10 protein-coding genes and 4 pseudogenes are annotated in these 15388 nt (G+C 66.0%); 10 read left to right on the top strand and 4 right to left on the bottom strand.

The window, feature by feature from the left end; genetic code table 11:
- Window positions 1-34: 34 nt before the first annotated feature.
- From mshC to SHTP_RS13475, 3 genes are read left to right on the top strand one after another with little or no spacing between them, the layout of a single operon-like run.
- Complete coding sequence (gene mshC, locus SHTP_RS13485) at window positions 35-1270, top strand: cysteine--1-D-myo-inosityl 2-amino-2-deoxy-alpha-D-glucopyranoside ligase (RefSeq protein WP_096370866.1); 1236 nt, start codon at window positions 35-37, stop codon at window positions 1268-1270.
- Window positions 1271-1293: 23 nt separating this feature from the next.
- Entirely contained in the window at window positions 1294-2175 is an 882-nt protein-coding gene (locus SHTP_RS13480) for an SDR family oxidoreductase (protein WP_096370865.1), read from the top strand.
- Between the two features lie 33 nt (window positions 2176-2208).
- Complete coding sequence (locus SHTP_RS13475) at window positions 2209-3330, top strand: FAD-dependent monooxygenase (protein ID WP_231991450.1); 1122 nt, start codon at window positions 2209-2211, stop codon at window positions 3328-3330.
- Window positions 3331-3467: 137 nt separating this feature from the next.
- On the opposite strand, the gene SHTP_RS13470 is transcribed toward SHTP_RS13475, so the two are convergent.
- Complete coding sequence (locus SHTP_RS13470) at window positions 3468-4346, bottom strand: PAC2 family protein (protein ID WP_096370864.1); 879 nt, start codon at window positions 4344-4346, stop codon at window positions 3468-3470.
- Between the two features lie 349 nt (window positions 4347-4695).
- Here SHTP_RS13470 and SHTP_RS13460 point away from each other — a divergent pair.
- A pseudogene (locus tag SHTP_RS13460) lies at window positions 4696-4905 on the top strand (vitamin B12 dependent-methionine synthase activation domain-containing protein); the annotation flags it as partial.
- Here SHTP_RS13460 and SHTP_RS13455 read toward each other — a convergent pair.
- A pseudogene (locus tag SHTP_RS13455) lies at window positions 4902-6340 on the bottom strand (PPE family protein). The pseudogenes SHTP_RS13460 and SHTP_RS13455 sit on opposite strands and share 4 nt — an antisense overlap.
- Window positions 6341-6733: 393 nt before the next feature.
- On the opposite strand from SHTP_RS13455, the pseudogene SHTP_RS13450 reads away from it, so the two are divergent.
- From SHTP_RS13450 to SHTP_RS13430, 5 genes and pseudogenes are all read left to right on the top strand, one after another.
- Window positions 6734-9074 (top strand): annotated as a pseudogene (locus SHTP_RS13450) (PE family protein).
- A gap of 118 nt (window positions 9075-9192) precedes the next feature.
- Entirely contained in the window at window positions 9193-9474 is a 282-nt protein-coding gene (locus tag SHTP_RS13445) for a phosphoribosyl-ATP diphosphatase (RefSeq protein ID WP_011740335.1), read from the top strand.
- Between the two features lie 2 nt (window positions 9475-9476).
- On the top strand, window positions 9477-10331 hold the full coding sequence (hisG, locus tag SHTP_RS13440; protein ID WP_015356102.1) for an ATP phosphoribosyltransferase: 855 nt from the start codon (window positions 9477-9479) through the stop codon (window positions 10329-10331).
- 116 nt (window positions 10332-10447) lie between these two features.
- Entirely contained in the window at window positions 10448-10930 is a 483-nt protein-coding gene (locus SHTP_RS13435; RefSeq protein WP_096370863.1) for a glycine zipper 2TM domain-containing protein, read from the top strand.
- Window positions 10927-12306 carry an FAD-containing oxidoreductase gene (locus SHTP_RS13430; protein ID WP_096370862.1) on the top strand — a complete coding sequence of 460 codons (1380 nt, stop codon included), beginning with the start codon at window positions 10927-10929 and terminating at the stop codon, window positions 12304-12306. The genes SHTP_RS13435 and SHTP_RS13430 overlap by 4 nt, the downstream gene beginning before the upstream one ends.
- A gap of 153 nt (window positions 12307-12459) precedes the next feature.
- Here SHTP_RS13430 and SHTP_RS13425 read toward each other — a convergent pair.
- A pseudogene (locus tag SHTP_RS13425) lies at window positions 12460-13671 on the bottom strand (DHA2 family efflux MFS transporter permease subunit); the annotation flags it as partial.
- Between the two features lie 30 nt (window positions 13672-13701).
- Complete coding sequence (locus SHTP_RS13420) at window positions 13702-14904, bottom strand: ISAs1-like element IS2404/ISMul1 family transposase (protein ID WP_420811867.1); 1203 nt, start codon at window positions 14902-14904, stop codon at window positions 13702-13704.
- 184 nt (window positions 14905-15088) lie between these two features.
- On the opposite strand from SHTP_RS13420, the gene SHTP_RS13415 reads away from it, so the two are divergent.
- Window positions 15089-15379, top strand: coding sequence for a thioesterase domain-containing protein (locus SHTP_RS13415; RefSeq protein ID WP_157759925.1), 291 nt, complete (start codon window positions 15089-15091; stop codon window positions 15377-15379).
- Window positions 15380-15388 lie beyond the last annotated feature (9 nt).

Raw genomic sequence — 15388 nt, 5'->3', positions numbered from 1 at the left:
CGGGCCGCATCGTCGCCCAGCCTAGAGTCGAGGCATGCAATCTTGGTCGTCTGCACCGGTTCCCATCGTGCCGGGGCGTGGGCCGGAACTCCGGCTCTACGACACCGCTGACCGGCAAGTGCGTCCGGTGGCGCCGGGAAACACGGCCACCATGTACGTCTGCGGGATCACGCCCTATGACGCGACGCATCTGGGCCACGCCGCGACTTATCTGGCGTTCGACTTGATCCATCGTCTGTGGCTGGATCTCGGCCATGAGGTGCGCTACGTGCAGAACGTCACCGACGTCGACGATCCGTTGTTCGAGCGAGCCGACCGTGACGGCGTCGACTGGCGTGACCTGGCCGCCCAGGAGGTAGCGCTCTTCCGCGAGGACATGGCGGCGCTGCGGGTCCTCTCGCCCCACGACTACGTCGGGGCTACCGAGGTGGTTGCCGAAATCATCGAGCTCGTTGAGAAACTGCTCGCTTCCGGCGCCGCCTATGTCCTGGACGGCGAACATCCCGACGTCTACTACCGCTCCGATGCCACACTGCAATTCGGCTACGAGTCCGGCTACGACCGCGACACCATGCTCGGCCTGTTCGAGCAGCTTGGCGGTGACCCGGGCAGACCAGGCAAGAACGATGCGCTCGACGCTCTGCTCTGGCGCGCGGCGAGACCCGGGGAGCCCAGTTGGCCGTCACCGTTCGGCCCCGGCCGGCCGGGCTGGCACATCGAATGCGCGGCCATTGCGCTCAGCCGCGTGGGCAGCGGTCTGGACGTTCAGGGCGGCGGCAGCGACCTGATCTTCCCGCACCACGAATTCACCGCCGCGCACGCCGAATGCGTCACGGGTGAGCGGCGATTCGCGCGGCACTACGTACACGCCGGCATGATTGGCTGGGACGGACACAAGATGTCCAAGAGCCGCGGCAACCTGGTGCTGGTATCGGGGTTGCGTGCCGAGGGAGTCAACCCGGCGGCGCTCCGGCTGGGGCTGCTGGCCGGGCACTACCGGGCCGACCGGTTCTGGTCGCAGCAGGTGCTCGATGAGGCGGTCGGTCGATTGCAGCGCTGGCGCGCCGCGACGACATTGCCGGCCGGTCCAGACGCGGCGGCGGTTGTGGCCCGGGTGCGCCAGTATCTGGCCGACGATCTGAACACGCCCAAAGCGATTGCGGCACTCGATGGTTGGGCGACCGATGCGCTCGACTACGGAGGCCATGACGAGGTAACGCCAAGGTTGGTGGCCAGCACCATTGATGCGTTGCTGGGGGTAGTCCTGTAGCCCACGGTGGTACGTTTTCGGCCATGACATCGGTGCAGGACAAGGTCGTCTTCATCACGGGCGGTGCTCGCGGCATTGGGGCAGAGGTCGCCCGTCGCCTCCACAACATGGGCGCCAAACTGGTGCTGACGGATCTGAGCGAGGCCGAGCTGGCGACGATTGCGGCCGAACTCGGTGGAGACGACCGAGTGCTCACCGTGGTTGCCGACGTACGCGGTCTGCCCGCCATGGACGCGGCCGCCGATCAGGCCGTCGAGAAATTCGGCGGCATCGACATCGTGATGGCCAACGCCGGCATCGCCAGCTACGGTTCGGTGCTGCAGGTGGATCCGGAGGCGTTCAAGCGGGTGCTCGACGTCAACGTTATGGGTGTCTTTCACACCGTGCGTGCCACCTTGCCGGCGGTCATCGAACGCCGCGGCTACGTGCTGATCGTCTCTTCGCTGGCCGCCTACGCGGCATCTCCCGGGCTGGCGCCTTACAACGCGTCGAAGGCCGCGGTCGAGATCTTCGCCAACGCGCTTCGACTGGAAGTCGCAGACCGTGGCGTCAGCGTCGGGTCGGCGCACATGTCGTGGATCGACACCGCTTTGGTTCGTGACACCAAGGGCGACCTGCCCGCGTTTGCTGAGCTGCTGTCCAGGCTGCCCTGGCCATTGAACAAGACCACCTCGGTGAACAAGTGCGCGGCCGCCTTCATCAAGGGCATCGAAGGTCGCAAGACCCGTATCTACTGGAGGGATTGGGTGGGACTGTTCCGCTGGCTCAAGCCAGCGCTCTCGACGCCGCTGGGTGAACTGCCCGTCCGTAAGACCACAGCCGAGCTACTGCCCAAGATGGACGCTGAGGTGGCGGCGCTCGGGCGCTCCACCAGTGCCTACAACCAGGGCTTGGAAAAGCCGTAGCCGCGGGCTGCGCAGAAGGAAGTCGGTGACGCCGTGAGGGTGGCTGTTTGCGGCGCCGGCATCGCGGGGCTGGCACTGGCGGAGCGGATGTCGGCGCTGGGTGCCGAGGTCGTGCTCGTGGAGCGCTCACCCGGTCCGCCGAATCAGGGCGCCATGATCGACCTGTTCGGAGCTGGATACGAGGCGGCCGATGCGATTGGCATCCTGGACGCGATTCGAGACGTCTCCTATCCCATCGGTGACACCGGCCTGGTCGATGAGCTGGGCCGACGTCGGGCCGGTCTGCCCTACGGGCGCATCGCCAAGGCACTCGAAGACAGGCTGTGCCGGATAACCCGAACCGAGCTGCACAAGGTCCTCCTGGACAACCTTCCGACCAATGTCGACCTGCGGTTCGGTACCTCGGTGTCGGAGGTGACGCACGGCGACGATCGCGCGGTGGTGACCCTGGACGACGGTGCGCGCCTCGATGTCGATCTACTGGTCGGCGCCGACGGGATCCACTCCACGGTGCGGGCACTGGCGTTCGGCACCGAAGCGCAATATCTGCGCTACCTGGGCTTTCATTTCGCGGCCTTCGTCTTCGACGCCTCTGACATGGACGACACGGCCGGCGATCACGTCGTCATCACCGACACCGTCGACCGGCAACTGGGTCTCTACGCCCTGCGCAATGGCCAGACGGCGGTCTTTGCGGCCTATCGCGCTGCCGATCCCGAACCGCCTCCCGACGCCCGTGCGGCGCTACGGGACCGATTTGCGGGCATGGGCTGGCTGGTGCCCGAGGTGCTCGAGAGATGTCCGCCATCGGGGGACATCTACTTCGGGCAGGTTGCACAGGTCGAGATGCCGCGCTGGAGCACCAACCGTGTGGTCCTGGTCGGCGACGCGTGCTCGGCGGTCTCGCCGCTGACCGGGCCGGGTGCCTCGCTGGCGCTGGCCGGCGCATACGTGCTGTCCGAGCAGCTGCGCAGAACGTCATCGGTGGAGCGCGCGCTGGACTTCTACGAGCGGCTTTGGCGTCCGACGGTCGAGGAGAAGCAGGAAAGCGCGCGCGGTCTCCGGCTGGATGCTGTCGCCGTCGTCCTCACAGCTCTCGATTCGCCGCGCCGGGCTGCGCTTCACCTGGCGCCCGCTGATCAACCGATTCGTTGAGACAACTTTGGCCGGTGAGCCCACCGCCGTCATAGCCATGCTGCGCCAGGGGATGTCAGACTCCGACAGCCCGATTGCGTCCAACTAGGTTTGCCGCAGCGGCGCTGCCTGGGACAGACCGGCGAGAGCTCGGCGGGCTAGAGTCCAAAACCTGGCCGGCGGCGCCGCAGATAGCGCTCGAATTCGGCGGCCAGTGCGTCCCCGTCGATCTTGCCCAGCGCGTCGTTCATTTCGACCGCTTCATCACCGTGCTTCTCCAGCGTCTGCACGTACTCGGCCAGCTCGTCGTCATCAGAGGTCATCTCGGTGATCTCTTGCTCCCACACCTCGGCTTGGGCGGGCAGGCTCGACAGCGGTACCTCGATGTCGAGCACGTCCTCGACGCGGCGTAACAGCGCCACCGTGGCCTTGGGGTTCGGCGGGTGCGATACGTAGTGCGGCACCGCCGCCCAGAACGTCACCGCCGGGATCCCGGCCGCCACACACGCGTACTGAAACACTCCCGCAATGCCGGTGGGGCCCTCGTAGCGCGTTTCTTCCAGACCGAAGACCCGCGCCGACTCGGCCGAGTAGGCCGCGCCCGATACCGGGGCCGGGCGGGTATGCGGCGTATCGGCCAGCAAGGCCCCGAGGATCACGACGGTGTCGACGTTGAGTTTCTCGATGATCGCCAGCAGCTCCGCACAAAATGTGCGCCAGCGCATGTTGGGTTCCAACCCGCACATCAATACGACATCGCGGTCACTGTCGGGTGGGCGGCAGTGCGAGATCCGCATCGCTGGCCACTCCAGCTCCCGGGTAACCCCGTCGATCTGTCGGATGACCGGCCGATTCACCTGATAGTCGTAGTAGGCCTCGTCGTCGATCTCCACGATGGGAGTCGCGTTCCAGATGGCGGCAAGGTGTCCGACCGCGTCGCTGGCGGCGTCGCCCGCGTCGTTCCAGCCCTCAAACGCCGCCACAACCACGGTCTTGTGTAGTTCAGGCAGCTCTCGGCTGGCATCGGACGGGGTCATCTGGTCAGCCTAAGGCCTCGAGTGGGTTAGCTGAGCGCATGCCTCCTGACCGGCCGGATATCGCGGGCGCAATCGGTCGGTCGCTGTCAACGGCTGAGGGAATTGCATAGCGCCACTATGTTTGTTGTGTGTGACTGCCGCTGGCAGGCCCCCTTACGACACTGATCTCCTCGTGCTGCAGCGAGATCCTCAACGAAACCCGCCCTGACGTGCTGGAAACCATCCACCGGAACTAATTCGAGTCCGGTGCCGACGCGGTAGAGACCAACACCTTCGGCTGCAACCTGTCCAACCTCGGCGACTACGACATCGCCGACGAGATCAGGGACCTCTCGGAGAAAGGCACGGCGAGGACAACTTCAAGCTCGGCTATCGAGGTGCCCGCTTCGCCTTCGGCTACGGCGCCTGCCCCGATCCGGAGGATCGCGCCAAGATGATGAAGCTGCTGGAGCCCGAACGCATCGGCGTGACCTTGTCCGAAGAACTGCAGTTGCACCCCGAGCAGTCGACGGACGCCTTTGTGCTGTACCACCATGAGGCGAAGTACTTCAATGTCTAGCAGGGGTCGGCGTCGGTCCAGGTGCGTGGCAGCATGGGTAGCGTTGTGGTTTCGGCGAATCTGGTTTCCCTGCCCGCGGTGAGCCTATCCGGTTGTCCAGCAATTGTTTTGGAGATTTCTCGGGAAAATTCAGACGCATTCGCGCCGTGTTCGCTGACGGCGCTTGGCTCCGCTGCTGGTGGGTCCACCGTGGTCGGGTATCCGTCGGCGTCAAGGAATTCATAGCGGTACTGGCGTAGGCGTTTTGTGCCGTCCGGGCTCTGCGGGAGGCGGCTCGGGCCTGGTCGCCGGGCAGTCTGGCGGCCGGTGCCACGGCGTCGGCGGTGGCACCGGCAAGCGTTTTGCCGTTTGTCGTCGGAGTGTGGCCGCCGCCGTCGGGGCCGAGGACGGCGTAAAAGCTCTGGGCGGCAACGGGTCCAGCGGAGGAGGGGCCCGATGGTGCGGCGGCCGCGTGCGCAGTGGGAGTCGACCCGGCAACGGTGGCGCCGCTGCTAACGCCGGCAACGGCGACGCCGGTGGTCGCGGGTGAGATCTGATGGTTCGGGGGTGCGGACTGTGCAACGTCGGGCAGGGGCGGCGCCGTTTGTGGTGGGGTGCTGATGCCGGCAAGCCCGGCCAGCCCTACAGTCACGGCCGGTAGCCCGAGCGGACTGATTGCCGGGGTGAAAGGGCCGAAGTAGATCATCGGGTCTAGCACCGCGTATGCGACGAACTTGAAAACCGACCCGGACGCGAAGGAGATGAATGAGTCCAGAACGTGGACAACGAATTTCTCCAACGGCCCCGAGAGCGTCTCGGCTGCCAGGTTGCGCAGGAAATTCAGGAAGCCCAGAAGCGCTTGGAGGATGATTTTCACGGGATCGGGCATGGAGCTAGTCGCGGCGGGGGCGGCATCGGCCGTCATGATCTGGGGTGCGGGCGAAGTCCGGGGCGTCGCCGTCACGCTATGTTGGCTGACAGCCTGATAGCCGGTCATGGTGATGGCGGCCTGGACCCACATCCGCATGTAGTCGGATTCGTTGAACGCGATCGGGATGGTGTTGATCCCGAAGAAGTTGGTGGCCACCAATGCGCCGTGCACCGCATGGTTGGTGGCCAGCTCGACGAGGGTGGGCATGGCCGCCAAGGCCGAGGTGTATCCGGCGGCCGCGGATTCGTGGGCGGTGGCCGCTGCGTTGGCTACCGCGGCGGCCTGGGCCAGCCAGTCGAGAAACGGTTGGTGCGCCGCAACAAATCGCTCGGCCGTCGGCCCGTCCCAGGAACCGGCCCGCACGGCCGCGAGCAGCTGGGTGAGTTCGTCCGAAATGTCGGTGTATTGCGTGGCGAGGGCCCGCCATGCTGCCGCCGCGGACCACAGTGCGCTGGGGCCCGGGCCGGTGGAGAGCAGGGTCGAATGCACCTCAGGGGGAAGCGCGAACCAGATCGGGAAGGTCATGAGCCGCCTCCTCCATCACAGAATAAAATTAGGCTAACCTAGCGTAGGTTGGCCTAATGTGGCCAGGGGGGCTGGCGCGGGTTGGGGTGTGGTCAGCGTTGGCGCGCCCCGGTCGAGGGGGGGTCAGTTGGCTTGCCCGGTTTGGGCGGGGTCGCCGCGCGCCTCGGGTCGGGTTGGCTGAAGTCCCCTCTCCAAGGGGGCGCTGCCCGGGTATTCGACCGCGGTTGAATATTGCCGCTTGCGGAAATATTTGTGAGACATATTTGAAAGTTCTATGAGCGCCAGGGAAAGCTCTAAAAGTTGCCGATGGAAATGGTCGTCGTAGACGACCGTGTGAGTGGTTAGTTTGCCGAGTGCTCGACAAATGTTGCGCGATGAGTGGGTGACGTAGCGATGTGGTACTTATCGGTGGCCCCGGACGAGTTGGCGGCGGCGGCAACGGAACTGCGCGGCGTCGGCTCGATTGTCAGCACGGTCAATGCGGCTGCCGCGGTTCCGACCACCGCGCTTTGGCCCGCCGCTGCCGATGAGGTCTCGGCCGCCATAGCGGCGCTGTTTTCCAGCCACGCCCAGCAATATCAATCGCTCAGCGTCCAGGTGGCGGCGTATCACGACCAATTCGTTCGAGCCCTCGCCGCCGGTGGTGCGTCTTATTCGCTCGCCGAGGCCGCCAGCGCGTCACCGCTGGAGCAGCTGCTTGACCTGATCAACCTGCCCAGCCAGACGTTGCTCGGCCGCCCGCTGATCGGTGACGGCGCTGACGGCACCGCATCGGCCCCCAACGGAGGTGCCGGGGGATTGCTCTACGGCAACGGGGGCAACGGCTACGACAACAGCGCAAGCGCCGGGGTTGCCGGCGGTGCCGGCGGATCTGCCGGATTGGTCGGTAACGGTGGCATCGGTGGTGCCGGTGGGGCACTCGCGGCGGGAGGCGCAGGCGGGACCGGCGGGCTGCTGTTCGGCAACGGCGGGTCCAGTGGGGCCGGTGGACTGGGTGCAGTGGGCGGCCAGGGGGGGTGGCGCAGGGACGCTGTCACTGGTCGGAAGCGGTGGCGACGGTGGGCACGGCGGCGAGGGAACGCCAGGCGGATCCGGCGGCACGGGCGGCGGCGGCGGCAGTGCGGGACTGTTCGGGCGCGGCGGTTTCGGTGGGAGCGGCGGGACGGGCGGCGATGGTGTCGTGGGTAGCCCGGCCGCGCTAGACGGCGGCGCCGGTGGGACCGGGGGATCGGGTGGCCGCGGCGGACTGTTCGCGGTGGGCGGCGATGGCGGCCACGGCGGGATCGGCGGCAACGGAGCTCGTGGCGCCGACGGGGTCGGCGATGGTGAGTCGGGCACCGCGGGCGGCATCGGCGGTGCAGGTGGTGCTGGTGGCGTGGGCGGCACCGGGATCTCGTCGGGTTCTGATGGCGTCGGCGGCGGTGGCGGTAACGGTGGTCGTGGCGGTGATGGTATTCGGGGTGCGGATGGGGTGCTCGACTGTGAGTCGGGTTACTTGGGCGGCAGCGGCGGGGCTGGCGGTGCCGGTGGTGCGGGTGGCGGCGGGAGCCAGGTGGGTTCTGATGGTGTCGGCGGCGCCGGCGGCGCCGGCGGCACCGGGGGCGCCGGTGGTCACGGGGCCCGGGGCGCCGACGGCCTTCTCGATGGTGAGGCGGGCTCCAAGGGCGGCGCCGGCGGGGGTGGTGGCGCAGGCGGTGCGGGTGGCGCCGGGAGTCAGGCCGGATCCGACGGTGTCGGTGGTGCGGGTGGCGACGGCGGGGACGGCGGTCACGGCGCCTACGGCGACGGCAAAGCTGGTGGCGGCGGCGGGGCCGGTGGTCGCGGGGGCGACGGGGGTGACGGGGACACCGGTGGTGCTGCCGGCAACGGTGGCGACGGGGGCGAGGGCGGGAATGCTGTGGCCAATTCAGGGCGGGGAGGCGGGACCGGTGGAGCCGGCGGTGTCGGTGGGGACGGCGGCAACGGTACAAACGGCGTCGGGGGGGCCGGCGGTCACGGCGGGATGGGCGGCAATGCCGGCAGCAGCGACGCCGCAAATGGTGCAGTCGGGAGCCGCGGCGGTGACGGCGGTGCCGGCGGTAAGGGCGGGCAGGGCACCACCGGTGGCGGCGGCGGTAACGGTGGATCCGCCGGCAAAGGCGGGACAGGGGGTGCCGCAGCTCAGACCAACGACGCGGGTGATGGCGGTGACGGCGGCGCCGGAGGCGACGGTGGCATCGGCACGCTCGGGCCCGGCGGTGACGGCGGTGCCGGCGGTAATGGCGGATCCGGCGGTGACGGCAATACCGAGCCCGTCGGCCACTCGCTCGGCGGTGGCGGTGGCGTCGGCGGCAACGGCGGACAAGGGGGTGCCGGCGGCCAGGGCATCACCGGCGGTTCCGGCGGAAATGGCGGCACCGGCGGGGACGACACCGAAAACGCCGAGCCCAGCGCCGGCGGCGCTGGCGGCGAGGGCGGTATGGGCGGCGGCGGTGACGGAGTCGTCGGGACCGGCGGTATGGGCGGCGGCGGTGGTCAAGGCGGCGCAGGTGGCGATGCCATCGACAGCTTCGGCGGCATCGGCGGTAAGGGTGGCGGCGGTGCTGACGGCGGTGGCGGCGGCGCGAGCTCGACCAGCACTGGCGGCGCCCCAGGCGGCGTCGGCGGCGATGGTGACGACGGCGATCCCCCGACCGGCAAGACCGGCGGCGGCGGCGGTACCGGCGGTGGTGGCGGCGCGCCGGGTGTTGTCTGAGCAAGCCGGCGGCTGGGCTGCGGCAGCACCAGGTGGTCAAAGTGGCCGACGGTGGGCATGCCACTGATGGGGTAACTCGGCCGCCAGGTGAAACCGCCGTGACTTTGCCTGGTGAGGCATGAAACAATCGCTGGCCGTGAAGACCTTCGAGGATCTGTTCGCCGAACTCGGTGACCGCGCCCGCACGCGGCCGCCCGGCAGCGCCACGGTGGCGGCGCTGGATGCCGGGGTGCATACCTTGGGTAAGAAGGTTCTGGAGGAAGCCGGCGAAGTCTGGCTGGCCGCCGAGCATGAATCCAACGAGGCGCTGGCCGAGGAGATCAGCCAGTTGCTGTACTGGACCCAGGTGTTGATGATTTCGCGCGGAGTGTCTCTCGACGAGGTGTACCGGAAGCTGTGAGCATGTTGCGGGTGGCGGTTCCCAACAAGGGCGCCCTGAGCGAACCGGCCACGGAGATTCTGGCGGAAGCCGGCTACCGGCGGCGCACCGATCCAAAAGACCTGACGGTCATCGACCCGGCGAATAACGTCGAGTTCTTCTTCCTGCGGCCCAAAGACATCGCCATCTACGTCGGCTCGGGACAGCTCGACTTCGGGATCACCGGACGTGATCTGGTCCACGATTCCGATGCGCAGGTGCGCGAACGCTTGGCGCTGGGATTCGGGTCGTCGAGTTTCCGCTACGCCGGCCCCGCCCAGCGAGATTGGACGATGGCCGATCTCGCTGGCAAGCGGATCGCCACCGCGTATCCGAATCTGGTCAGAAAGGATCTGGCCGCCAAGGGTATTGAAGCAACGGTGATCAGACTCGACGGGGCGGTGGAAATCTCCGTGCAGCTGGGTGTGGCCGATGCCATTGCCGATGTGGTGGGCTCGGGCCGCACCCTGCGGTTGCACAATCTCGTCGCATTCGGTGAGCCGCTGTGTGACTCGGAGGCGGTGCTGATCGAGGGGAACGGCCGCGACGGCGCCGCCCAGGTCGAGGCCCGCGATCAGCTGGTCGCCAGGGTGCAAGGCGTGGTCTTCGGCCAGCAATACCTGATGCTGGACTACGACTGCCCGCGCGCGGTGCTGGACAAGGCCACCTTGATCACCCCTGGCCTGGAGTCGCCGACCATCGCCCCACTCGCCGACCCGGAATGGGTTGCAGTGCGGGCATTGGTGCCGCGCCGCGATGTCAACGGCACCATGGACGAACTTGCCGCCATCGGGGCCAAAGCCATTCTGGCTTCCGATATCAGGTTCTGTCGGTTCTGAGCATGTGCTATGGGGCGTTGCTGTGTTAGCGTCCCGCTAGGGCCGATTGCCCGCTAGTTGCATGGGCATTCCCCTTCACGTCGCCAGGCTGTTCGTCTGTCCCAGGAGGGATCGTTGTGACGCACTTTGTTGTTCTGCTGCTGGCTCTGCTCATCGGCGTTGTCGCTGGCCTGAGGTCGATGACGGCTCCAGCCGTGGTCTCCTGGGCCGCGTTCTTGAGCTGGATCAATCTTCATGGAACATGGGCGTCCTGGGTGGGCAACCTCATCACGGTCGTCATCCTGTCGGTCCTCGCGGTTGGCGAGCTGGTCAACGACAAGCTCCCCAAGACCCCACCGCGCACCGCGCCACCGGTGTTCGCGGTTCGAATCATCTTGGGTGCCGTCGCCGGTGCAGTCATCGGCACGGCGTGGGGTTATCGGTGGGGCGGGCTCGGGGCAGGAATCATCGGCGCCGTCCTGGGCACCCTGGGTGGCTACCAGGCGCGCACCAAGTTGGTGGCCGCGCGCGGCGGCCACGATCTGCCCATCGCACTGCTGGAGGATTCGATCGCTGTCCTGGGTGGTTTTGCCATCGTTGCGACAGTGGCCGCCCTGTGACACAGCATTACGACGCGATAGTCGTCGGTGCCGGCCAGGCCGGCCCGCCATTAGTGGGTCGGCTGACCGCCGCGGGCGAGCGCGTTGCGATCGTGGAGCGCAAGCATGTCGGCGGTACCTGCGTGAACTCCGGGTGTATCCCGACCAAGACGCTGGTCGCCAGTGCGCACGCCGCGCAATTGGCCCGCCGTGGCGCCGAATACGGTGTCGGTACCGGCCCCATCAGCGTGGACATGGCCAAAGTCAAGGCACGCAAAGACGGCATCATGCTCGCCGACCGTAAGGGTGTCGAGGATTGGCTGGTCGGCATGAACGGCTGCACCGTGTTCCGCGGGCACGCCAGATTCGAGGATCCGCACACCCTGCGGGTCGGTGACGACCTGTTGAGTGCGGACCGGATATTCCTCAACGTCGGTGGCCGCGCGGTGGCTCCGAACATCCCGGGGCTTGCCGACATCGATTTCCTGACCAACGTGTCCATCCTCGAACTCGACACGCTGCCAGAGCATTTGGTCATCGTCGGCGGCAGCTATATCGCGCTGGAGTTCGCCCAGATGTACCGTCGTTTCGGTGCTCCGGTCACCGTCGTCGAGCGGGGACCGAGGCTGGCTTCCCGCGAGGACGAGGACGTCTCGGCCACCATCCGAGAGATCCTGGAGGCCGAAGGCATCAACGTTGTCGTTGGTGCCGACGACGTGCGAATCACTAAGCGCGACAGTAGCGTTGGCGGCTTCGAGCTGACTCCCTGCGCGGGCGCGGCCCCCATTGCGGGCAGCCATCTATTGCTGGCGGTGGGGCGTCGGCCCAACACCGATGACCTGGGGCTGGAGGCCGCCGGGGTGCAGACCGACGCCCGCGGCTACATCGTGGTGGACGACCAGCTCAAGACCAGCGTCGACCACATCTGGGCGATGGGCGACTGCAACGGCAAGGGCGCCTTCACTCACACGTCGTACAACGATTTCGAGATCGTTGCGGCCAATCTGCTCGATGACGACCCACGCCGGGTCAGCGATCGCATCACCACCTACGCCCTCTACATCGACCCGCCGCTGGGGCGGGCCGGGATGAGCGTTGCTCAGGCCCAGGCGACCGGGCGCAAGCTGCTGGTCGGAAAGCGGCCGATGACCAGGGTCGGTAGGGCCGTGGAAAAGGGTGAGACGCAAGGCTTCATGAAGGTGGTCGTCGACGCGGACACCGACGAGATCCTGGGAGCGACGATCTTTGGCGTGGGCGGTGACGAAGCCATTCACGCGATGCTCGACGTGATGTCGGCCAAAACGCCCTACACCACGTTGTCACGAACGATGCATATCCACCCCACGGTCAGCGAACTCGTTCCCACGATGTTGCAGGAGATGGCGCCGCTGGTCTAGCGGCGATCATCAGCGCAGCGGGATGGGGCACAGCGGGTTTCACCCCGGGACATCGACCTCTCCTGGCGCAATCGTTGTTGGCTTTGCCGGTAGGAGCGCCGCGGGAAAATACGCCAGGGTCCCCAGGACGGCCGCCACCGCGAACGTCAGCGTTTAGGCATGCGAAAGGTCATGCTGCAACTCGACCAAAAAATCGGGGCCAACCGCTCGCGCCGGTACCGCCGAGGGGGCAATCGGCACGACGTGGCGCTCGGCGTTCTCGCGCAACACCGCCATGTTGTTTGCTGTCGAGATGGTGTGGCTCCGGCAGAACTGGTTGGTCAGGATCATCGACATCAGTGCCGCACCTATCGAGCCGGATATCTGCTGATTGACGCTGATCAGCGCCGATCCGCGGGCGATCTGATGCGGGGCCAGGACTCGCATTACCGACGCGGCGAGCAGCAGTCCGGTGCAGCCCAAGCCCATACCGGCGACGGTCAGGCCGGCCAGCAGCGTGGGCAGATAATCTGCCTCGTTGGCGACTCCGAAGACGAATGTGCCCGTTCCGGTGGCAATCAGAGTGAGTCCGATCAGCACCACCTTGCGTGGACCGCGGCTGTCCATGAAGGCGCCGGTAAGCGGCATGGTCAGCATGGCTCCGAATCCGATAGGGACCATCATCAGCCCGGACCGCATTGGAGTCTGGTGTAGCAGTTGCTGAAAGTAGCTCGGCAGTAACAGGCTGGCATCCGCCGCCCCGGCGACGTACAATAGCAGCGCCAGGTTGGCCAGCCGGACCACTCGGTCGGTAAACAACCGCAGATCGATTAGCGGGTGATCCGTTCGATACCAGGCGTGCAGGGCGAACGCGGTAATCAACACCGCACCGCTGATCGCCGGTACCCACACGCGGTGATCGGTTACCGTGCCCGACCCTGGGATTGCTGATACTCCCAACAAGAGCATCGCGATGCCGGGCAACAGCAGTAGCATGCCGATGAAGTCGAAGCGTTCGGACGGTTTCGGTGGATCCTCCGGGACGAGGATCGCGGCAAGGCCGAATGCCAACAGGCCGGCCGGCACGTTGATCAGAAAAATCCATTGCCAGCCGTACGAGTCGATCAGCCAACCACCCAGAATCGGTCCCAACATCGGGGCAGTCAGCATGGGAATGGCCCCTACCGCGAGCAGGCGGCCGAGCCGCCTTGGGCCCGCCTGGTGGGTCACGATGGCAAGGACCAGCGGCCCCAGCACGCCCCCACCGATACCCTGCACCACGCGAAATATGATCAGTAGCCCAATGTTCGGGGCGCTCGCACACAGCATTGAGCCGAGCGTGAACGTCGCAACCGCGCCCATGAACAGCCGTTTGGCGCCCAATCGGTCGGCCGCCCAGGGCTCCGGCGTTGTTGATTAGCAGGCTTGTGAGCTGGGGAATTGTGGATTGAGGAGGTCTAGGCGGCGGTTGGCGGTCAAAGCGGTGATCCGGCAGGCTTCGGCGATGTTGTCGGCGCCGTTGAGGCGGTGCAGATTGATCGCGGTGTTGCGTAGCGTTGCTAGGACCTGTGCGCCGTTTCCGGTATGTGCCCTTTGACGGTCTTCGTCGAAGGTGACGTCGCGTATCCAGTGCAGGCTGTTCTCGATTCCCCAGTGTTGACGCATCCAGGTCATGATCGCGGTAGGGCGGGCGTGCTCGAACGGCAGGCTGCAGATGGCATAGACCACCTCCACGCTGCGCTGGTCGGTGGCGGTGATCAAGCGTTCACGAGTGATCCGGATGATTTGTTTTGCGTAGGGGAAGCCGATTCCTCGTGCAGCGGTGATGATTTGCAGGGTGCGGGTCTCGACACGGCCGTGGCCGCGGGAGTCGTCGGTAGCGGCTGCGGGCACCTCGGCCCAGGGCAGCGCGGTGATACGCGCAAGTATTTTGGCTTGGTTGGACTTGACGATCATCAGGTAGTGCGACTTCAAGGTGGCGCAGATCAACTTCGCGGTGACGACCTGGGTATGCATCGCATCCACGGTGACCAGCCACCGCAAGCTACCCGGCAGCAGCGTGAGCAGGGCACGTACACAGGGAATTTCATTGCTTTTCTCGGCGACAGCGAGTTGACCGAGCACCAATCGGGCACGGTGGGCGAACACCGACACGAGATGCGTGGCTGTCGCTTTGGCGCGTAAAGCACCACGCAGCATCTTGCCGTCCAACGCGATCGGCACCAATCCACTGGGGTCGCTGCTGGCCACGTGTGCAGTGAAGTAACTGCCCATCCTGGCGTTGAGGTCGGCGGGGTCTAGCCGAGACAAAACAGCACGGAAGGTCTTCTCACTGGGCCGCCGGAACCGGACCCCTAATTGGGCCAACACATCATCGGGAGCGGTGGCCGCCCATGTGGCAAAACCAGCATAGCCGCGCATCCCCGCGGCAGTGGCCAGAACCGCGATCGCCAACAAAGCCATCAGCGAATACCTCCGACCGCGTGGGTCCCTCGGGTCTGGCACCGAGGCCAACACATCGAGAAACTCCGATCCGATGAGCTCGCTGCGCTCACCAGGACTCCAGCGGTCGAACACCTCTGGAACCGACGACACAGGCAATACTGAAACGGTAGGCACGGGCAACTCCAGACCAACGACGAACAGTAACCAACTCGATCGTTCTCCAGATAGCCCGTGCCTACACTCCGGCCCCAATAGCGCGGCACCAAAGATCATCAACCCAGCTCACAAGCCTGCTAATCAACAACGCCGGAGCCCTGGAGAGCAAGCGGAGCAGCTGATTAACCAATTGCGAGAAGTGGTGGACTTTACCGCTCTACCCATTGGAATCTTTGACTTCGCAGCCCGAAATGCCAAGGCGGTCCAGTCGTATCTTCTGGAACACAAGGCCGACGTGTTCGACGGAGATATGACCATATTTCTCGCTGGGCGAAGTGGACAAATGAGTGATTCGTCCCAACTGCAAAATTGGCGAAAGTATATTGCCGGCGACATTACAACGTACTCCGTCGACTGCACACACCATGAGATGCTGACCGCCGAATCGCTCAGCATGTACGACGAACAACTCAAGAAACTATTAGAAGCTTGAGCCGACGTT

The sequence above is a fragment of the Mycobacterium ulcerans subsp. shinshuense genome, assembly GCF_002355775.1.
GTDB classification, from domain to species: domain Bacteria; phylum Actinomycetota; class Actinomycetes; order Mycobacteriales; family Mycobacteriaceae; genus Mycobacterium; species Mycobacterium marinum.
Note: the sequence above shows the minus strand (reverse complement) of the source record. Positions and strands in the feature narration are given on the sequence as shown.